At 42.4% G+C, this 20,218-nt stretch carries 15 protein-coding genes; 7 read left to right on the top strand and 8 right to left on the bottom strand.

The features are described from left to right. Positions 1-215: 215 nt before the first annotated feature. A complete protein-coding gene (locus H0262_RS08810; protein WP_020443285.1) occupies positions 216-593 on the top strand; it encodes a hypothetical protein in 378 nt (125 codons plus the stop codon). A 256-nt stretch (positions 594-849) separates the two neighbouring features. Here the strand turns inward: H0262_RS08810 and H0262_RS08805 are convergent, their stop codons facing one another. The 4 genes from H0262_RS08805 to H0262_RS08790 all read right to left on the bottom strand — a co-directional run bounded on the left by H0262_RS08805 (position 850) and on the right by H0262_RS08790 (position 5,773). Beyond that, positions 850-1,737 carry an SDR family NAD(P)-dependent oxidoreductase gene (locus tag H0262_RS08805; RefSeq protein ID WP_020443284.1) on the bottom strand — a complete coding sequence of 296 codons (888 nt, stop codon included), beginning with the start codon at positions 1,735-1,737 and terminating at the stop codon, positions 850-852. Between the two features lie 165 nt (positions 1,738-1,902). Continuing rightward, a complete protein-coding gene (gene dusB / locus H0262_RS08800; protein WP_181210501.1) occupies positions 1,903-2,934 on the bottom strand; it encodes a tRNA dihydrouridine synthase DusB in 1,032 nt (343 codons plus the stop codon). Positions 2,935-3,063: 129 nt separating this feature from the next. Further along, positions 3,064-5,112 carry a BCCT family transporter gene (locus tag H0262_RS08795; protein ID WP_149492715.1) on the bottom strand — a complete coding sequence of 683 codons (2,049 nt, stop codon included), beginning with the start codon at positions 5,110-5,112 and terminating at the stop codon, positions 3,064-3,066. Positions 5,113-5,332: 220 nt separating this feature from the next. Then, positions 5,333-5,773, bottom strand: coding sequence for an HIT family protein (locus H0262_RS08790; RefSeq protein WP_181210500.1), 441 nt, complete (start codon positions 5,771-5,773; stop codon positions 5,333-5,335). A gap of 238 nt (positions 5,774-6,011) precedes the next feature. Between H0262_RS08790 and H0262_RS08785 the strand changes: the two genes are divergently transcribed. The 3 genes from H0262_RS08785 to H0262_RS08775 all read left to right on the top strand — a co-directional run bounded on the left by H0262_RS08785 (position 6,012) and on the right by H0262_RS08775 (position 10,335). Beyond that, on the top strand, positions 6,012-6,785 hold the full coding sequence (locus H0262_RS08785; protein WP_181210499.1) for a hypothetical protein: 774 nt from the start codon (positions 6,012-6,014) through the stop codon (positions 6,783-6,785). Positions 6,786-6,965: 180 nt separating this feature from the next. Next, the gene (ilvD, locus tag H0262_RS08780; RefSeq protein ID WP_181210498.1) at positions 6,966-8,876 is read left to right on the top strand and encodes a dihydroxy-acid dehydratase; all 1,911 of its coding nucleotides are present in this window, start codon (positions 6,966-6,968) and stop codon (positions 8,874-8,876) included. Positions 8,877-9,087: 211 nt separating this feature from the next. After that, on the top strand, positions 9,088-10,335 hold the full coding sequence (locus H0262_RS08775; protein ID WP_181210497.1) for a sodium:proton antiporter: 1,248 nt from the start codon (positions 9,088-9,090) through the stop codon (positions 10,333-10,335). 57 nt (positions 10,336-10,392) lie between these two features. Here the strand turns inward: H0262_RS08775 and H0262_RS08770 are convergent, their stop codons facing one another. The 4 genes from H0262_RS08770 to H0262_RS08755 all read right to left on the bottom strand — a co-directional run bounded on the left by H0262_RS08770 (position 10,393) and on the right by H0262_RS08755 (position 15,255). Then, positions 10,393-11,865: a serine hydrolase gene (locus tag H0262_RS08770; RefSeq protein ID WP_181210496.1), complete on the bottom strand. Its 1,473-nt coding sequence runs from the start codon at positions 11,863-11,865 to the stop codon at positions 10,393-10,395. 166 nt (positions 11,866-12,031) lie between these two features. Beyond that, a complete protein-coding gene (locus H0262_RS08765) occupies positions 12,032-12,589 on the bottom strand; it encodes a beta-lactamase hydrolase domain-containing protein (RefSeq protein WP_181210495.1) in 558 nt (185 codons plus the stop codon). 49 nt (positions 12,590-12,638) lie between these two features. Next, on the bottom strand, positions 12,639-13,556 hold the full coding sequence (locus H0262_RS08760; protein WP_181210494.1) for a MaoC family dehydratase: 918 nt from the start codon (positions 13,554-13,556) through the stop codon (positions 12,639-12,641). Positions 13,557-13,854: 298 nt separating this feature from the next. Then, complete coding sequence (locus tag H0262_RS08755) at positions 13,855-15,255, bottom strand: 3-oxoacyl-ACP reductase (RefSeq protein ID WP_011513406.1); 1,401 nt, start codon at positions 15,253-15,255, stop codon at positions 13,855-13,857. Positions 15,256-15,897: 642 nt separating this feature from the next. On the opposite strand from H0262_RS08755, the gene H0262_RS08750 reads away from it, so the two are divergent. The 3 genes from H0262_RS08750 (at position 15,898) to H0262_RS08740 (ending at position 20,150) form a co-directional block, all read left to right on the top strand. Continuing rightward, positions 15,898-17,514, top strand: coding sequence for an acetyl-CoA C-acetyltransferase (locus tag H0262_RS08750; RefSeq protein WP_181210493.1), 1,617 nt, complete (start codon positions 15,898-15,900; stop codon positions 17,512-17,514). 281 nt (positions 17,515-17,795) lie between these two features. Beyond that, complete coding sequence (ppk2, locus tag H0262_RS08745) at positions 17,796-18,809, top strand: polyphosphate kinase 2 (RefSeq protein ID WP_011513404.1); 1,014 nt, start codon at positions 17,796-17,798, stop codon at positions 18,807-18,809. 121 nt (positions 18,810-18,930) lie between these two features. Further along, positions 18,931-20,150, top strand: a protein-coding gene (locus tag H0262_RS08740; RefSeq protein WP_181209883.1) for an IS3 family transposase whose coding sequence is annotated in 2 segments (ribosomal slippage) — positions 18,931-19,270 and positions 19,270-20,150 — 1,221 coding nt in all. Because the reading frame shifts where the segments join, the coding sequence is not laid out codon by codon here. The last annotated feature ends 68 nt before the right edge of the window (positions 20,151-20,218 follow it).

The raw sequence follows: 20,218 nt of genomic DNA, 5'->3' as shown, positions 1-20,218 counted from the left end.
CATTGCTAAGTACACTTACACTACTTTATACGCTTAGACCATTAATGCCATTAGCCTACAGCCTATTGTTCAAGTCCTCACTAGGGGACCGAACTGATTCAATCAGTTCGGCAGTTATGAAATCATTAAGTTAGTTGAGTGCGCTATACAGACAGCGAACTGTAAGCTATATTCTCAATAATTATGGCAGGTTCTGTAAAAAAATGGACATTGAAATGAAGGCTAACATACGAACGTATCTTTGGGGTCACGAATCCTTTACTAATACATTAAAGAATGATTTTGTTTGGGACGTTGATAAATATTGGGATCTGGAAATCTTTTTACTAGATATTATTAAAGACATTGAAAATAAGGAAACTGTAGACAAGACGGTGATGGCAGATGTTTATTATTTAGGAAGATCAATTGAAACAGCATTTTCTTCAACTCTAAACCCATATGATGGTTGGAGTGTAGAAAATATAGATATAGAAGAGTTAACAGAATATTACGATAGGTTTACTCATATTATGAGAATTTTCTGGGGAAAAATCCCTTTACGTGATAATGACTATTTACTGAAAGAAAACCCCTTGTTTAAAGGGCTTTAAATATATTTAACTGTAATGCTTTATTAAAAACCTTCACACTGTAAATATTTCAGTGAGTTAAAGCACCGATGACATTAGCATACAGCTTGATATTCAAATCCTCATTAGATAGCAGCCCTTCTTCCCATAACGGGCGTTATGGTAAATAGAAATCCACTGCTTACCCGTCTATATCATTATAAATGCTTTTAAGGCACTAAAAAAGGATACCGAAGTATCCTTTTTGATTTTATGTTAGCGCTAATAGAATACTATTCTAGTGATGCTCACCCGGTAAGATTCTGGCAAAGGCACGTTGAGCAAGGTTTGGTTTTTTATCGGTGGTCTGAGCGGCACGAGTGCTCGGGAAAATGCGATAACCCATCGATTGAATACCAACGTTAATCGCTGGTGCTAATGAATAAGTAGCCGACGCAAACTTGCCCATGTTACTGGCAATACTGTTTGGCTTATGAACGATCGCTTTGGCGACCATCATTGCGGCCTCATCTGGCATAAGCGCTGGCATATAACGATAAAGCTTAGTTGGCTCAATCATCGGCGTGCGTACCAATGGCATAAAGATATTGGTTATCGTCACATTATCGCCTTTGACTTCGGCAGCTAGACAACGGCTAAAGGCATCCAAGGCCGATTTTGAGGCAACATACGCGGCAAAACGCGGACTGTTTGCCAATACACCAATGGATGAGATATTCACAATTTGACCTGTTTGACGTTCAATCATCGTCGGCAAAAACCCAAGAATGATTTTGACTGCGCCAAAGTAATTAATATCCATGGTACGCTCAAAATCATGGAAACGTTCAGTGGATTCGTGAACCGAGCGTCGAATCGAGCGACCGGCATTATTTACCAAGACATCAACGTGACCAAAGTCCGCCAAAATTTGCGTGCTAACTTTTTCAATGGCATCCATATTGGTCAAATCACAAGGATAATAACTTGCCTTACCACCAAGCTCTTCGATACTTTCTTTAACCGCTTTTAGCTTCTCTTCAGTACGTGCCAACAAAATAACATGAGCACCGCATTCACTAAGCAAAAAAGCAGTACGCTCACCAATACCGCTTGATGCCCCCGTTATAATAATATTCTTGTCTTGAACTGCTTTACCGATTGCTTTTTTTGAAGGGTTAGCCATGAAACATCCTTTTAAAAATTAGACTTCCGTTAATATTTACCTAAATCATAACAAAGAAATATAGGTTAAAGGAAATAAATAAGCAATAAAGCCAGTTTAACTGGATAGACATTGTTATTAGATGAAGTATAGATCACTTTGTGCTCGACATATGCTCTTTACTGTTTATTCATGAGCATTCAAAAAATCCTCTACCACACGGAACTGTCCGGCGGTACTTTCCTTACCATACATGGCTTGCCTAAAGGCGTTAGAGTTCGGAATACCGGTGGTATACCAAGCAATGTGCTTGCGAGCAATACGGCAGCCTGAGTATTCACCATAAAAACCGTATAGCTCTTCTAAATGTGTCAGTACAATTTCTTTTATCTCGCTAACACTGGGTGATGCCAGCGTCTCACCTGTGCGCAAAAAATGCTCAATATCGCGAAATATCCATGGTTGTCCTTGGGCAGCACGTCCAATCATCACCGCATCGCAGCCGGTCAGCTCATAAACGCGCTGCGCTTTTTGCGCACTATCGATATCACCATTGGCAATTACTGGAATGCTAATACTTTCTTTGACCTCACGTATCAGCTCATAGCGCGCCTCTCCGGTATACATATCTTCACGCGTGCGTCCATGGATAGCAATAGCAGCTATACCCGCTTGCTCTGCTCGCTTTGCCACGCGCAAAATATTTTCACGTCCATTCTCATAGCCCAAGCGCGTTTTTAATGTAACGGGCGCATCCACTGCGTTGACGGCTGCATCTAATAGACGCGCTACCAAGTCTTCATCTTGCAATAGTGCAGAGCCTGCCAATTTACGGCAAACCTTTTTGGCAGGGCAGCCCATATTAATATCAATAATTTGTGCACCATTATCAATCTGATAACGCGCCGCTTCTGCCAATTTATCAGGTTCAGCTCCAGCAATTTGTGCCGAAATTGGCGCGATTTCATTATCAAAATTGGCACGATAGAGCGATTTTTTGCGCGCATATAATGCCGTATCAGCGATAATCATTTCACTGACTGCATGACCTGCCCCAAAGGATTTGCACAATCTGCGAAAAGGATTGTCTGTCACGCCAGCCATCGGTGCAACTATCAAACGGTTCTCAATCGTCAAGCCGCCAATCACGAGTGGCTGCAATAAAGGATGGTCTGAGGTAGGATTAGACGAAAGTAAAACTGGAGAATCAATAGACATAAAAAACGGCTTGATTGGTAATGAAAACAAGCCGTTATTCTAAGGATTCGTGCGCATATTGCAAGGGATTACGTAATCATTTGCTCAGCTCATAAAGTTTATCAACATTGAATGTCCTGTTTAATATACCTATTTATCAAACACACTGCCCTGCTCAAGCGTTATATCTTCATCATGCTCTTGCATACGCCACGGTAGAATATCTGGTGAAACATTGACAAAGTGTAGATATTTCTCAAACTGATCGATAATGTCATTAATAATCGACACTGATTCATAACCATATAAATCATAGGTCTGACCACCACGGCGCAAATACACTTCAGCACGGTAATGGTGCTCTTGCGGCAATTTGTTTGCCATATCTTCCGTATAATAATCAGGAATATCATGCTCTGATAAGCGAACCTCGTACCAGAACTCCACATTATCGCCACTTCTCAATTCTAATACAGCGCGGTTATTGATCTCATCATAATTCACATCAGGTAACCAACCTGTATCGGCGAACTTCTCAGCCACTTCGTTCATAGAAGATAAAATCGTTCCTCTGATATAACTAAGCACTTTATCGCGTGTTGGCTGCTCAGTCATATAATCAATACGCTCGCGCCAAGCCTCTAGTTTCAGAAGATGCGGCGGCAAATGGTTATCGTTACCTAAACTCTGGTTACGATGACCTTCAATACGTAGCGCTCGCCACATGCCAAATATCGAAATCAATATAATAACGGCAAAGGGTAAGGCGCTGACAATAGCGGCAGTCTGCAATGCTGTCAGTCCACCAGCTACCAGTAAAGCCGCGGCAACTGCCCCTTCAGTTACTACCCAAAAAGTACGTTGCCACCATGGCGTATCACTACGTCCACCCGCTGCAAGAGAGTCAATCACCAACGACCCTGAATCCGATGAGGTCACAAAAAAGGTAATAATTAATAGTACTGTTAATGACGACACTATCTGAGTAAAAGGCAAGTTCTCTAATAATTTAAATAACGCAATTGCTTGGTTGTTCTGCACTTCAGTAATGAGTGCATCGTAGCCATCAACCATAATCATATGGAGCGCTGTATCACCAAAAACCGCGAACCAAAAGAATGTAAAGAAGGTTGGTACTAACATCACGCCCAATACGAATTCACGGATAGTACGACCCCGACTAATCTTGGCAATAAACAATCCGACAAAGGGTGCCCAAGCAATCGTCCATGCAAAGATAAAGAGTGTCCAACTGCCGATCCAATCACTCGATTGATAAGCTTGTAAACTAAAAGTACGCTCAACGATATTGCCTAAATAGCTGCCCGTGTTTTCCATAAAAGCGTTTAGAATAAAGATGGTGGGACCCACGATAAAAACAAACAGCATCAGTCCCGTTGCTAACATCATGTTCAAAATTGAGAGTCGCTTTACCCCTTTATCCATGCCAGCGAGAACAGATGCCAAAGCTGCTAGTGTCACCAGCGCAATGATAATCACCTGAACTGTAATACTAACAGGTATCGTATTTGGTAATAGATAATTTAACCCGGCATTGATCTGTGATACAGAAATCCCCAAACTGGTCGCAATACCGAACATCGTGCCCACAATGGCAAACACATCAACAGTATGTCCAATCGGACCATAAATTTTATCACCAATGAGTGGATATAGTGTTGAGCGCATTGACAAGGGCAAGCCATGACGAAAAGAGAAATATGCCAGCGACAAACCTACCACACCATAAATCGCCCAAATATGAAAACCCCAGTGAAAATAGGCAATTTGCATCGCTTCTTTGGCAGCCTCAATAGTCTGTGGCGTTGAGAGTGGCGGACTGGCAAAGTGTATGACTGGCTCTGCTACGCCGTAAAATAGTAAAGCGATGCCGTACCCTGCTGAAAATAGCATGGCAAACCATTCAAGAAAATTGTACTCAGCCTGAGCATGATCTGGTCCCAGTTTAATACTGCCATAAGACGAAAACGCCAAGACAATGATAAACATCAAAAATATGGCGACTGCTAACATATAGAACCAGCCGAAAGTCTCAGTGGTAAAATTCAGAACGGTGCTAAATAGTTCCCCAGCAGACTCAGGATTAATAGCAGTACCAATCACTAATAGCAGCATAATGGCTGCTGCCGGCACGAAGACGGGCAATAAGATAGTGGAACGGGAGGATTTGTTCTTCATAAGCAGATTCTTATATTAACGATCAAGTAGACTTAATGTTTACCACAAACCGATTACTAACCCCAGTATTGCTGCCCATTTGTCACATTACTTGAACTATTGTTACAGCACTATTACCTAAAAACAAAAAAGGCAACTTGTTAGTTGCCCTTTTATTATTATCTAAAGAGTAAGTACTATCTGTTCTTTTAACTCAGAACAACGATAGACGTTTTTAAAATTACGCAGCAATAATCGCTGCCAGTTGTTCAGCTGTTTTTGCAAGCTCGGCATGATCTGCTTGTGTGACGGCATGGCGACCAAGCTCATGAATACTAGAAGGAATCAGGTGCACATGATAATGAAAAACTGTTTGCCCCGCTTCTGCACCATTTAGCTGCATTTGGATAATGCCTTCACGATCAAATACCTGACGCTGGGCTTCCATGACTTTTTTAGCCGTCATCAACACAGCTGCCGCGTATTCAGGCTCAAGATCAGCTAAGTCCACCGCTTTTTGCTTAGGAATGACCAAAACATGCCCCTTTGCTTGTGGCATGATATCCATAAAAGCAAGAGTCTTATCATCTTCATAAACTTTATGATAAGGGATATCGCCATCGAGCATTTTGGCAAAAATATTATCGTCTTTATAAGTAGTTTGCGGATTGGCTTGGCTCATTATCTTATTCCTTTAACCTGTATTATTATTGAATCAAAGTTAGTATTGATTGGATAGCGAGTATTAAACGAATACTTACACCATTAAATATAGTGGACGAAATCTCACTTAAGTACAAGTATCAGATAATCACTGATTGATCTTCATGAACTAACTTGCTGCTCTCGTTGATAATTAAATTATTGACGAGCCATGCGCGATAAATGTTATATTAATCTACTCTCTCGATGACCTTACCATGATGGATTTGACTGCCTTGCCAACTCAATTATCTAATAATACTGACGCTCATACGCAGTCTATCAACGACGCTACCATAAACAATGGTGAGCATGAGCAAACGCTTGGGGCAAATAACCCTCCAGCTACTGACCCAAATGCCATTATATTAGCGCAAGCATTGACTGATAAAGCCATCAGTTGGCGTATTCATAACTGTAAAATCAGTCAAAAGACCATCACTCAAGACTTACCGCTGCCATTTTTATATCATTATGACAGTTTGGACGATGTCGTTAAGCAGACTTATCCTTTAACCCCAAAGCTACTGGCACAATTTAATACACCGATGACAGCGCAAGAAGCTGCCAAGCTAATTGGTATCGATGAAGGACTCATATCCAATCCGTGGCATGTCAAGGTGATTGGCTCATTGGTGGTATTTAGCGAAGCATTACAACTCGCTGTGCGTTTGCATTGGACCAATACGGGTAAAGAGACGCAGCAGATTTATACTAAAGATAAAGATGATGCTATCATTGCAGCCTTTAAAGAATGGCAGTTTTTTGGTCGTATTGATATCCTGTATAAAAACAATAAACAAGCGCTGATTAGTATTGACGAACAGAGCATTGATACAGAAACCAATCAGCCGCTACCATTGACGATAGAAGCCAATATAGAGTATCAATACCTACCAGCGACTCACGCCTTAGTCGTCATTGCCAAGCTAGAAGCAGATAAAGCTGAGCTCCCTTGGTTTGAAACCGCTATTTTGGAGCGCATTGCATAAATGATTTACCCTTAATTCTTGTTTGTTATAGGTTAATTATTTTCAGTTACTCATATCTAATGGTATGGTAACGACTTAGTATTATTCACTAGTACTCGCCCGGTATAAAAAGCACACTATCAACATTGCAGCGGATGCTGCACATATTAATAAATCTCGCTCATTTGTAAGGAATACCACATGGATTATAATTCAAAAACCTCTACCGGCGGTCGTAATATGGCAGGCGCTCGTGCCCTGTGGCGCGCAACTGGCATGACTGATGGCGACTTTGGCAAACCTATTATTGCCATTGCGAACTCTTTTACCCAGTTTGTACCCGGCCATGTGCATTTAAAAGATTTGGGACAAATGGTTGCACGCGAGATTGAAAAAGCCGGTGGCGTGGCAAAAGAGTTCAATACCATTGCCGTCGATGACGGTATTGCCATGGGTCATAGCGGTATGTTGTATTCACTACCGAGTCGAGATTTAATTGCTGATTCTGTTGAATACATGGTCAATGCTCATTGTGCGGATGCCTTGGTGTGTATTTCTAACTGCGATAAAATCACCCCTGGCATGTTGATGGCAGCCATGCGCCTCAATATTCCCGTCGTCTTTATTTCAGGTGGTCCAATGGAAGCGGGTAAAATTATCGCCAGCACGGTCGCACACAGTCATAATAATGATGGTAGTAGCGACGTCCATAGCACTGACAGTAAAGGTAATGCCATTCGTAAGCTTGACCTCGTCGATGCGATGATGGACGCGGCCGATGATAGCATTAGTGATGAAGATGTCGCTGCTATTGAAGCCTCAGCGTGCCCGACTTGTGGGTCGTGCTCTGGCATGTTCACTGCCAACTCGATGAACTGCTTGACCGAAGCGTTAGGATTGGCATTACCGGGTAATGGCTCCCTATTGGCAACTCATTCGCTACGTCGCGAGCTATTCCTAGAAGCTGGTCGTACTATCGTGTCACTAGCCAAACGTCGCTACGAGCAAGATGATGATTCAGTCCTACCGCGCTCTATCGCCACTAAAGCCGCGTTCGAAAATGCCATGACTTTAGACATAGCCATGGGCGGCTCTACCAATACTATTTTGCATTTGCTTGCTGCTGCACATGAAGCCGAAGTCGACTTTAAAATGCACGATATTGACCGTTTAAGTCGTGGCGTCCCTTGTTTGGCTAAAGTTGCCCCTGCTTCACAAAAGTATCATATGGAAGATGTGCATCGTGCTGGTGGTGTCTTTGCGCTATTGGCCGAGCTTGACCGTGCTGGTTTGCTGCATACCGATTTGCCAACTATCCATAGTGCCACGATGAAAGAAGCGATTGATAAATGGGATATTATGAATCCTGACAATCTTGAAGCACGTGCACGCTATATCGCAGCCCCTGGTGGCGTACGGACGACTGAGGCTTTCTCACAATCAAAAGAATGGTCAAATCTGGATGTGAACCGAGAGTCAGGCTGTATCCGAAGTGCCCAACATGCTTATTCAACTGATGGCGGTCTTGCCGTTCTATACGGAAACATTGCTGAGCGTGGCTGTGTGGTCAAAACTGCGGGCGTTGATGACAGCATCTTGGTTTTCACCGGACGTGCACGCATCTTTGAATCACAAGATGACGCAGTAGCAGCGGTGCTTGATGATCAAATCGTCGCAGGCGATGTGGTTATCATCCGTTTTGAGGGTCCAAAAGGCGGTCCTGGTATGCAAGAGATGCTCTACCCGACGACTTATCTAAAATCTAAAGGCCTAGGCAAAGAATGTGCGCTGCTTACAGATGGTCGCTTCTCTGGTGGGACATCAGGCTTGTCTATTGGTCATGCCAGCCCAGAAGCCGCTGAAGGCGGCGCCATTGGTTTAGTGCAAGAAGGCGATACTATCCATATTGATATCCCAAACCGTACCATCAATATGCAAGTGAGCGACGCCGAATTAGCGGCTCGCCGCGAAGAAATGGAAAGTCGTGGACGTGATGCTTGGAAACCCGTCAGCCGTGAGCGTCATGTCTCTCCTGCTTTACGTGCCTATGCCGCAATGACCACCAGCGCCGATACGGGCGCTGTACGTGACGTCAGCCAAGTTGAACGTTAGACAATAATATTTAAGTACTATACTTGAACTGAATTTATTAAGCCTGCGCAATGCAGGCTTTTTTTCACCAAAAAACAACGTATCTGTCTATTTAATCACTATCTGATAACGATTTTTTGCGATATTTAGATATTTTTACCGTCATTATAAACAGCTACTAAGTGTGACTTTTTTAAACTTTAAATCAAATATAACAGCGTGCATCAACCTCATGATTGAAAATTACAATTTATTCTTATTGGTTTGCGGCATTGCCTTCGTATTCGGTGCGCTATTTCCGATTATCTTTAAACGCACGCCTATCTCCTTGCCCATGCTGCAATTAAGCTTTGGTTTGCTGATGGGCTATTTTTGGACAAGTTTGGCATTTTTAAACCCTATCGATAATGGACTGATTATTGAAAAACTGACTGAAATCGTAGTGTTGGTTTCTTTGGTCGGTGCGGGTATCAAGATTGATACAGAGCTGTCCTGGCGATTATGGCGTCCGACGATGCGCCTACTCCTGATTACCATGCCCATCGGTATCTTTGCGATGGCAGTATTAGGTTACTATGCCTTTGGTATGACGATAGGTGCTGCGATTTTATTGGGCGCTGTCCTTGCCCCAACGGATCCGGTATTGGCCTCTAGCATTCAAGTTGGACCGCCCAATACCGGAGGTGAAGATACACCACGCTTTACCTTAACCTCAGAGGCAGGGTTAAATGATGGTCTAGCATTCCCTTTTGTATATCTTGCGATTAAGATCGCAGAAGCCTATAGCGAAGGAGAGCGTTTTACGGGGGATATGCTGTGGTCTTGGTTTACCCATGATGTATTGTGGAAGATTGGCGCAGGGTTACTGGTCGGCATCGTTGTTGGCAAAGTCATGGCAAAGTTGGTGTTCTCAAAGTATAGCCGTGAGACGACTATGTCTCAAGGTTATGTGGTCATTGCCCTGACTTTGGTGGCATATGGATTGGCAGAATACGTCCATAGTTACGGCTTTATTGCCGTATTTGTCGCGGCATTTGCGTTCCGTCGTTCCGAATCTGAACACACTTACCACCATAAATTGCATGATTTTGCTGAGCAATCAGAAGGTTTACTCATGTCACTGGTGCTTGTCATCTTTGGCATGTTCCTTGGACAAGGTCTACAAGCTGGCGTTGAGCTAACATGGCGCGTCTACATCGTCAGCTTTACTTTTTTATTATTGATTCGTCCGCTTGGCGGCTTTATTGCCTTATCAGGGCTGAATCTACCGCCTACTGAAAAATACGCCATATCAGCCCTAGGTATCCGCGGCATCGGTACCCTGTACTACTTATCTTATGCACTCAACCAAGGGTTTTTTAATGATGAAGATGCCCTTAAACTTTGGATAGTGTGCTCAATTGTGATTTTAGCGTCTATTTTTATACATGGTTTAACAGCAAAACAGCTGCTTAAAATGACACCAAACAAAGCGCAATAATAAAATGAACAGTATTTCTTTAACTAAAAAATGCTATTTATAAAGCACTAACGCTGATTAAATTTCAGTATTAATTAGATCCAAGACTGCTTCCGTCAGCGCAAACTGGCGGATATCGTTGAGCATGGTCACATCAAAATTATGGACAAAGGCAAACGATAGCTGCCGCTCAGGGTCGCACCACGCAACTGAACCGTTATAGCCCATGTGTCCAAAACTTTGTGGCGCATGAAATTTTGTATCGTGAGTGTTTACCTCAAAATTATCGCTATTACAAATACTAAAGCGGCGATGGTAACCCAAGCGCCAATCCATATGGGCTGGCATAACGGCATCCATACCAGTGACTTGCGGCGTTGATAGCTGCTTAAAAGTTGCCTCATCAATGAGTGTTTTCCCTTGCCACATACCACCATTAGCCAACATCGCATAAATCGTCGCCAGTGCATGTGCTGATGCGACGCCATTGGCAGCAGGGATAGTAGCTCGTAAAGTCTGCGGATGATAATAGTCAATCGGTTCTTTGCTCGCAAGTAACAGGGCTGCTTTATAGTTTTTGAGATTCAGCTGACTGTTATCAAAGTATAAACGGTTGATTTGTGCCGTATCCAATGTTGGCAATACTTTCCCTCTCTGCTCTTTATTATCAGCTGTTACTGATTGGATTACATACTGATTGGCTGCTTGTTGTTGCCAGCAGGCATAGCTTGGTAAATCGCTATAAGTTTGCAAGGTATCTACCGAATCTGGTTTTAAAACTGGTTTATGACGGCGGGAACGTGGCTGCGGTTGTGAGCTTTCTTGTGCATTTTCTGACACTTCTTCTACTGACTCAAAGTTTTTAACCAATCGCGCAACCTTGTCGACCTGATTTTTTGGTACACCAAAGTAGCAGCTGTTGGCAATACCTAATGGCTCTGTTAGATAATGGCGTAACGCTTGAGCCAGTGGCATCGCAGTAACGGCTTCTATCACGCCGCCCAGCACCCAACCATAGACCAAGGCACTGTAAGCACTGTCGTATAATTCCGCCTGCTCAGGGGCAGTCACAGGCATTGCTGCAATTTTCTCTAGCATCATATTCCAATCAAGGACGGTTTCATTATCGAGGTCAATACTTTGAATCGAAAAAATATTGGCTTGATGCGACATTACGCTGCGTAAAGTGATTTTCTCTTTATTTTGCGCGCCAAATGCTGACCAGTAATGGGCAATCGGTAGGTCATAATCCAGTTTTTTCTGTGATACCAATACATGAACCAGTGTCGCCAAGATGCCTTTGCCAGTCGAAAAGTTCAATGATAAAGTATCTGGATTCCATGATAAATCAGCACGTGCCAGTCCCACACTTGCCTGTGCGATACATTTGCCAGCTTGATAAACCACTAATGCACCGCCTGCCGGCGCATCATCAAGCTGCAAATCTGTTAGCAACTGTTGAAGCCGACGTTGGATATGATTGTCAGTATATGTACCTACGGTAGCGTTTTGATGGGTAGCTGTAGAGATGCTTTCATTATTATTTTTCATAAGTGCCCTGTTCTATTTTATATTTATGAAGTTATTCAGTTTAAAGCCTGTCATACATCTTATCAGGATAAAAAATCTCTATCCTCCAAAATATTTTTATAATGTATCACACAATAAAAAAGGCAACCCTAAGGTCGCCATTTTTATTATTAGGGATATTTATGATTTAACGCGGCACTAGCAATCGATTATGAACCTCTTCTGCAAGTTTAGTTAAACCATGACTACGCCCACGCTCCATAGCCGTATCCATTTTACGTCCACGTAACCAACCAGCCCGTAAGGCTATGGCAGCGCCAACACGATTGCCAGAGCCACAATGCATGGCAATTTTTTTGCCATGATGCTGACGTAGTATGTTATCAAACGCCAGTATTTTAAGCTGTTTCAAGTCAGCAGTGCCATTGATAGGTAAATGCTCGTATTGCATACCTGCTTGCTCTACAGCTGTACTTTCATCGAATTTCAGCTCTTCATCAGGCTGCAAGTTAATAACCAACTCAACTCCAGCTGCTGCCAATGCGGCCACCTTTTCATCATCAAGCGCACCGCATACGATGGTATTTTCATCAGGACGAAAATATGGCTCAAATATGGTGGCAAGATCGATGCCATTATCGTTGCTACTAGTGTCGGCACTGCTAGCATCAGCAACTGCTGCTTTGTCTACCGCAGCTGAATGAGCAGAGCATTCGGTGCTTTTTGAATTTTCATGTAAAGTCATAAGGATAAATGTGTTCAATAGTAATGATTTTTGATATAAAAATTATATTTTACTTTGCTTCATCCTGCAAGGTAATCACACCAGCAAGATGCGGCTTGTCATTTTTTGCACTAAACAAACCAAACTGGCAAGTATCTTCTGCGCCTTTTAACTGAGCAAGTGGATCAGCGATAAGCTCTACTTCTGATGGTAAGAAAATAGGCAGCTTAAATGACACCTCAACCGTACAAGCATCAGGCAGCTCGCCCATCATCGCCAAACACTTAGCTTTTGACCACATACCATGAGCAATGGCTTTTGGAAAACCAAAGGCACGCGCTGATAATGGATGCAAATGTATCAGGTTAAAATCACCTGAGACAAACGCATAACGGCGACCGATATCTTCTGGCACTTCAAAAATACTGTGAACACCTTCTTCTTTGATTGATGGCTTAACGGCTACTGGACGCGGCGTACTCTTTTTGTCCTTACTGCTGGCAGGTTTTTTGCTGCGTGATAGATAAGTCGACGTGCCTTCCCAAATGATTTCGTCTGCTGCTTTTACCCTGGTGACAAAATCAAACTGCTGACCTTGGGCATGGTCACGCAAATTATCAAACATCACTGACATAGCAACCGTTTCACTCTGCTTAATGGCACGATACTGGGTCACGCTGTTATCGACGTGAACCAGTCCTAGCATAGCAAATGGAAATGGCTCTTTGACCATCATATTCATCTGTAACGCCTGTGAAAGCACCGAAAAATACGTAATTGGCACATTGCCATCGTCTGCAAAGCCGCAAATTTTACGATAATCATTTAGATTGCTTTGATCAATATGCAAATCATCTACAAAATATGTCGCTTGCGGCAACTCATCGCGGCTGACTTTACCATTATTACCGATAGGCAATAGGCTTTTGACAATATTTGCATAGGTAGTATGCGCTTTGGGCAACGCATCATAATGTTTGTCTGACATAATACATCCTAAGTTGGGATTGAGTAGTTTTTTGATGGCATTTAATATGCTATGAATTCGATGACTAAAATATAAGATGAAATCCTAAAATAGGCGCAACGGTGTTTGGCTTATTGTCACTTTGTTTTTATCATAAAAAAGCCACCCTTGGGCAGCTTTATTACAAGTTATGAGCAGTTTTTTCGTAAGCATATGTGAAGTAACCTCAATATCTTGCTTAATAAAGGCAATCAGCGACCAGCTTTATGGCTCACATATCCCTCGTTATTATCTGCATTTTCATATGGTATTAGGACAATTATGCACCCAATAAGCTTTGACCACAAACGCGGACAACGTTGCCATTTAGACCACCAGAAGCAGGCGATGCAAACCATGCGATGGTTTCTGCAACATCGACTGGTAAACCGCCTTGGCTCATCGAGTTCATACGACGACCTGCTTCACGGATAGCAAATGGAATCGCTTCAGTCATTTGCGTTTCGATAAATCCTGGCGCAACTGCATTGATGGTCATGCCTTTTGCATTATCTTCTAGCTGCTTGGCGGTTGCATTGACTAAACCAATGACACCAGCTTTTGAGGTCGCATAGTTGGTTTGACCCAAGTTGCCAGCGATACCTGAGATTGAAGACACACAGACGATACGTGCAGCATCTTTTAGTACATCGTTATCTAGTAAATAACGGTTGAGCTTAGCGATACTGCCCAAATTGATATTGAGCACCATATCCCACTGTTTATCATCCATATTTGCTAGTGTTTTATCGCGGGTGATACCAGCATTATGAATCACTGAATCCAAACCACCCCGTTTTTGTGCAGCTTCTGCGATTTCTTTACCAGCATCAGCACTGGTAATATCCACTGTCAAAGCCGAACCACTAATTTCACTTGCCACTTTCTGCAAGTCAGCTTGCTGCTGTGGTACATCTAAACAAATAACATGCGCCCCTTCACGAGCCAATACACGGGCAATTGCTTCACCAATACCGCGACTTGCGCCAGTGACAAGCATGGTTTTGCCACCTAATGGTTGGTTCCAATCGACATCGACATTGGAACCATTACTGACACGTACGACCTGTCCTGACACATAAGCTGAACGCGCTGACGTGAAAAAACGTAGCGTTGAGTCTAAATTCTGCTCTGCGCCTGCTTCAACATAGATAAGCTGTGCGGTAATACCACGTTTAAACTCTTTACCAACTGATTTTACAAAACCTTCAAGGGCACGCTGCGCCAATGCGGCTTCGATATCAGTCAACGCTTCTGGTGGACGACCAATGACGATCACTCGACCTGATTTTTCGACACGGCGCGCAACGCTATGAAAGAACTCGTACACTTGTTTGAGCTCTTCAGCATTGCTAATATTGCTGGCATCAAACAATAAAACTTTAAACTTATCATCACTGCCAGTATTGGCTTTGGCTTTAACGCCTGCATCCGACAGGGTATCTTTTACGTCATCACCACTATTTACAAAGATTTCCGTATGCAGCTCTGACAAAATACGAGCCACTGACGCACTAACTGCGTTATCGCCACCATTAGCACGACCAACCAGCACGCTGCCACGTACCAAAGGTTGACCACTATCAAAACGGTCAAGATCTACTGGCATCGGTAAGCCTAAATTCTTTGCAACCTTTTTACCAATAGACGACTGAACAAAATCACCATAACGGTCTGACATAATATAATCCTTTAATTGATGAGTAAAATAATAGTAAACAAGAATAAAATGTATCTATGATGAAATGCGCGCTATTAAAGTGCATTGATTATAAAAACTACCTGTATAAAGCGACATTAACATCATCATTTATAAATAATAAGTACTTATTAAATAGGTTAGAAACGGTCTTAACTATACACATTCATACCGAATAAGTCCAAAAACCACTAATGTCCATAGCAATATGTAGACAAGCCAGTATACAAGATGGTCTATTTTTCTGCCGTTAAAGGATTTTAGTTTGTGCTAAACTAAGACCTATAAGTTATAGCAAATCCATTTATCGATAACAATATATTATCAAACCTACGATTATGCAATGCTTTTAATCAGTACTAGCCAGTTTATAAAGCTTGTATTTATCCTTGTAAACACTGCAATATCTACGGTTAAGCGTCACATCGTTTGCTAAAGATATACAGTAAGGTTATAAAAAGCGTCTTATGCTGTATGACAATAATGTGTAATATATATCGCAATAAATGGTAATACGTATCTAAAGTATTTTAGTTGTTTTTAGAATAAAGACTTCTATTATTTAAATCTTTTTTTGATAACTTCCCTTTTCTATTTCTACCCATATTTTTTAAGGATAATATTATGAGTAACAAAAGCAATCACCCAGATAGTCCTATTGTTGAGACCACCGTGGTAAAAGCCAGTGATACTAAGAGCACTGATACTGCTGTAAAATCAGACACCACTGATGCTAAAAAAACAGATGCCAAAGCAGCAGAACCAAAAGCTGATAGCGCTAAAAAAGAAACCGTAGCAAAAGATAGTAAAACCACTGCTACGAAAGAGGATAACGCAGCTAAAGAAAGTGCAGCAAAAGGTAACAGCGATAAAAAAGAAGCGCCTAAAAAGGCTGACGCGACTCCTGCTAAGAAAACAAATACTGTGGCTAAAAAAGCAAGTACGACTAAGCTTAGCTCAGGTCAGAACCGTGTGGCTATCCTAGGTGGCAACCGTATCCCATTTGCTCGCTCAAACGGCTCATATGCTGATGTTAGCAACACGGATATGCTCACTGCTGCGTTAGATGGTTTGGTCGAGCGTTTTAACTTACAAGATGAAAAAATCGGTGAAGTCGTTGCTGGTGCAGTTATGAAACTGAGCCGCGATATCAACTTGACTCGTGAAGCGACATTAAATACTGCACTTAACCCACATACCCCAACGTATGATATCTCACAAGCTTGTGGTACTGGCTTGCAAGCGACGTTTGCTTCTGCCAATAAAATCGCGCTTGGTATCATCGATTCAGCCATTACTGGCGGTGTTGATACTACTTCTGATGCGCCTATCGCAGTCGGCGATGGCTTACGTAAAGTATTGATTAAATTGGGCGCAGCTAAAGACAATAAACAACGCCTAAAAGCATTGATGGGTCTAAACCCGAAAGATTTACTTGATACGCCGCAAAATGGTGAGCCACGTACTGGTTTATCCATGGGCGACCATCAAGCGATCACTACGCTTGAATGGAACATCAGCCGTGAAGCGCAAGATGAGCTTGCCTTCAATAGTCATCAAAACCTAGCACGCGCTTATGACGAAGGCTTCTTTGATGATTTAATTACCCCATATAAAGGTCTGACCCGCGATAACAACTTGCGTCCAGATACCACTTTAGAGAAGCTAGCTAAGCTCAAGCCTGTTTTTGGTAAGAAGAATGCTAAGCCAACCATGACTGCTGCTAACTCTACCCCATTGACTGATGGTGCATCTTGTATCCTATTGGGTACTGATGAGTGGGCGGCAGCACATGGTCTAAAACCATTGGCTTATATCGTCCATCAAGAAACAGCGGCTGTTGATTTCATCGGTAAATCTGGTGATACAGAAGGCTTGCTCATGGCACCGGCCTATGCCGTACCGCGTATGCTTGAGCGTGCTGGTTTGACGCTACAAGATTTCGATTTTTATGAAATCCATGAAGCTTTTGCTTCACAAGTATTATCAACGCTTGCTGCATGGGAAGACGAGAAGTTCTGTGAAGAGCGTCTAGGTCTTGATGCGCCACTAGGCTCTATCGATCGTAGTAAGCTAAACGTCAACGGTTCATCACTTGCTGCAGGTCATCCATTTGCTGCAACCGGTGGTCGTATCCTAGCCACTGCTGCCAAACTATTAGATCAAAAAGGCTCAGGTCGTGCGCTTATCTCTATTTGCGCCGCTGGCGGTCAAGGTGTGACCTGTATCTTAGAAAAATAGTGATATGTAAATACAACGTGTAAGACTGATGCAGTTTTAAAAATACCCTTTAATCTATTGATTAGAGGGTATTTTTTTATCTAAATAAATATTGGCTACTTTATTAACACAATAATGAAGCTTACTCTACTCATAGAATTGAGCTTGCTATGCTAAAGTAAAGATGGGTATAAAACAGAATAAAGATATTTGTAAAAACGACACTTATATCGACGTACTTTTGGATTCAATGGGCTATAAGATAGTAACAGCATAATAAAAATATTTATCAGGAGCGCATCATGGGTAAAAAACCCTTAATAATTGACCCGACATCTTTAACCGAGCAAGAACGCAGTAAATTAACTACACCTGAGCAAGTGACATTCATAGAGCGTATGGATAAAGATCTTTTGAACGATGAGTTAAAACGCAAGATGCATCAAGACTTAATTGACAGTTACGATGAAGAGCTTGAGAATGAAATAGACGATTATGTACGCGATTTCCGGTTTGATGGTCGCGAGATGAGTGAGCAAGAGCGGTTAGATCGGCGTACCTACTTTCAAGAACTGGTACGTTTACAACGTGAGCTGATTAAACTGCAAGATTGGGTCGTTGATCGCGGTGAGCGCATTGTGGTGATATTTGAAGGGCGTGATTCTGCGGGTAAAGGTGGGGCGATTAAACGTATCACCCAACGATTAAACCCCCGTGTTTGTAGAGTCGCTGCGCTACCCGCACCTACTGAACGTGAACAATCACAGTGGTATTTTCAGCGTTATGTGGCGCATTTACCTGCTGCAGGCGAGATTGTCTTATTCGATCGTAGCTGGTATAACCGCGTGGGCGTCGAGCGTGTCATGGGGTTTTGTACGGATGCGCAGTACGAAGAGTTTTTTCAATCAGTGCCAGAGTTTGAGCGTATGCTGGTACGTTCGGGCATACGTTTGGTAAAATATTGGTTTTCAATTACTGATGATGAACAGCATTCTCGATTTATGAGCCGGATTCATGACCCACTGAAACAGTGGAAGCTGTCAGCGATGGATTTGCAATCACGGCGACGCTGGGAAGATTATACAAAAGCAAAAGAGACGATGTTTGAGCGTACGCACATTCCTGAAGCGCCTTGGTGGGTGGTTGAGGGCAATAATAAAAAACGTGCAAGGCTCAATTGTATTGCCCATTTACTTGAGCAAATTCCGTATAAAGAAGTGCCACGCGATGAGGTGGAGCTACCTGATCGTAAGCGTGATGATGAATATTATCGCGAGCCTATTCCTGATGATATGTATGTGCCGCCGCGCTATTAATTATTAGCATTCACACTATCCAGAAAATATTGCTCATAAAAAAAGCCTTATAAAGAGTTATAAGGCTTTTTTTATGCAGTTGTCCCGTCCTGAAATAAGTTTACGAAAAAGGAGCTTATTCATGGACAAGTTAGACACTGTAAAGGTTAAGCGCACTCAAAAAGATTACACCTTAGGCTTTAAATTAGCCGTCGTTGACAGTATAGAAAAAGGCGACATGACCTATAAACAAGCGCAAGCAATTTATGGCATACAAGGACGCAGTACCGTTTTGGTGTGGCTGCGAAAGCATGGTAAATTAGACTGGATCCATCCCCTTAAGAGCCAGACTATGCCGCATAAAGAAACCCCTGCCCAAACCATCAAACGTTTAGAGCGTGAACTGGCTGATGCTAAAGCACATAACCTTATTTTAAGTAAAGTAGTCGAAGTATTTGAAAATGACTATGGAGAAAATGCTAGAAAAAAGTCTTCTACGGCATCCTTTGGAAACTCAAAACAGACAAACAAATAAGTTTAGCTCAAGGATGTCGTTTGCTTAGTGTTAGTCCGCAAGCGGTATATCAACATCGTATTCGGCAGCATGACAAAGCAAGCAAGTTTACTGTCATCAAAGACTGGGTGCAAGCGTATCGAATGCTCATGCCTCGCATAGGAGGTCGGAAGTTATATTGGCTCATTAAGCCTAAGCTGATGGCTCATGGCATAAAGATTGGCCGTGATGGCTTCTTTGATTATCTAAGAGCACACCGCTTGTTGGTTAAGCCCAAACGTAGCTATACAAAGACGACCTTTAGTAAGCACTGGATGAAAAAGCATCCCAATCTAACGAAAGATGCCCCTGCGCCTATCAAGCCTGAACAAACCTTGGTGGCTGATATTACTTATGTCACATCCAAACAAGGGACGCACTACCTATCTTTAGTGACGGATGGGTATTCAAGACAGATTATGGGATATCATTTAAGTGAGAGTATGCCAGCGACTGAGGTTGTAAAAGCGCTTAAGATGGCAGCTCAAAGGCGGCGTTATACTCATAAAGCGATTCATCACTCTGATAGAGGTCTACAGTACTGTGCATCAGAGTATCAAGAGGTGCTTAGAGCAAATAACATCACACCGTCTATGACCGATGGCTATGATTGTTATCAAAATGCATTGGCTGAGCGCGTTAATGGGATTTTAAAGAATGAGTTCTTGTTGTATGAGTGCAATACGATGAGTGAGCTTAAACAGCTGATCGATGAGTCTGTTTATGTCTATAACCATATCAGACCGCATTTAAGTTTAAATATGAGAACACCTGCTGAGGTACATGACGGTTATTTATCTCCTGCTTAATACAAAAAAGCCAGATATTCAGGGTATCTGGCTTAGCAAAAACTATCAATATATTTTAGGACGAGACA

This window comes from Psychrobacter sp. D2 (assembly GCF_013608135.1).
GTDB lineage: Bacteria > Pseudomonadota > Gammaproteobacteria > Pseudomonadales > Moraxellaceae > Psychrobacter > Psychrobacter cryohalolentis.
The sequence above is the reverse complement of the archived record's forward strand: the minus strand, read 5'-3'. Positions and strand labels throughout refer to the sequence as shown.

What these genes read in the sequence shown, in the direction of transcription:
- H0262_RS08810 (WP_020443285.1), top strand. Translation starts at nt 216, where the DNA reads ATGAAGGCTAACATACGAACGTATCTTTGGGGTCACGAATCCTTTACT.
- H0262_RS08805 (WP_020443284.1), bottom strand. Translation starts at nt 1,737, where the DNA reads ATGGCTAACCCTTCAAAAAAAGCAATCGGTAAAGCAGTTCAAGACAAG.
- dusB (WP_181210501.1), bottom strand. Translation starts at nt 2,934, where the DNA reads ATGTCTATTGATTCTCCAGTTTTACTTTCGTCTAATCCTACCTCAGAC.
- H0262_RS08795 (WP_149492715.1), bottom strand. Translation starts at nt 5,112, where the DNA reads ATGAAGAACAAATCCTCCCGTTCCACTATCTTATTGCCCGTCTTCGTG.
- H0262_RS08790 (WP_181210500.1), bottom strand. Translation starts at nt 5,773, where the DNA reads ATGAGCCAAGCCAATCCGCAAACTACTTATAAAGACGATAATATTTTT.
- H0262_RS08785 (WP_181210499.1), top strand. Translation starts at nt 6,012, where the DNA reads ATGATGGATTTGACTGCCTTGCCAACTCAATTATCTAATAATACTGAC.
- ilvD (WP_181210498.1), top strand. Translation starts at nt 6,966, where the DNA reads ATGGATTATAATTCAAAAACCTCTACCGGCGGTCGTAATATGGCAGGC.
- H0262_RS08775 (WP_181210497.1), top strand. Translation starts at nt 9,088, where the DNA reads ATGATTGAAAATTACAATTTATTCTTATTGGTTTGCGGCATTGCCTTC.
- H0262_RS08770 (WP_181210496.1), bottom strand. Translation starts at nt 11,865, where the DNA reads ATGAAAAATAATAATGAAAGCATCTCTACAGCTACCCATCAAAACGCT.
- H0262_RS08765 (WP_181210495.1), bottom strand. Translation starts at nt 12,589, where the DNA reads ATGACTTTACATGAAAATTCAAAAAGCACCGAATGCTCTGCTCATTCA.
- H0262_RS08760 (WP_181210494.1), bottom strand. Translation starts at nt 13,556, where the DNA reads ATGTCAGACAAACATTATGATGCGTTGCCCAAAGCGCATACTACCTAT.
- H0262_RS08755 (WP_011513406.1), bottom strand. Translation starts at nt 15,255, where the DNA reads ATGTCAGACCGTTATGGTGATTTTGTTCAGTCGTCTATTGGTAAAAAG.
- H0262_RS08750 (WP_181210493.1), top strand. Translation starts at nt 15,898, where the DNA reads ATGAGTAACAAAAGCAATCACCCAGATAGTCCTATTGTTGAGACCACC.
- ppk2 (WP_011513404.1), top strand. Translation starts at nt 17,796, where the DNA reads ATGGGTAAAAAACCCTTAATAATTGACCCGACATCTTTAACCGAGCAA.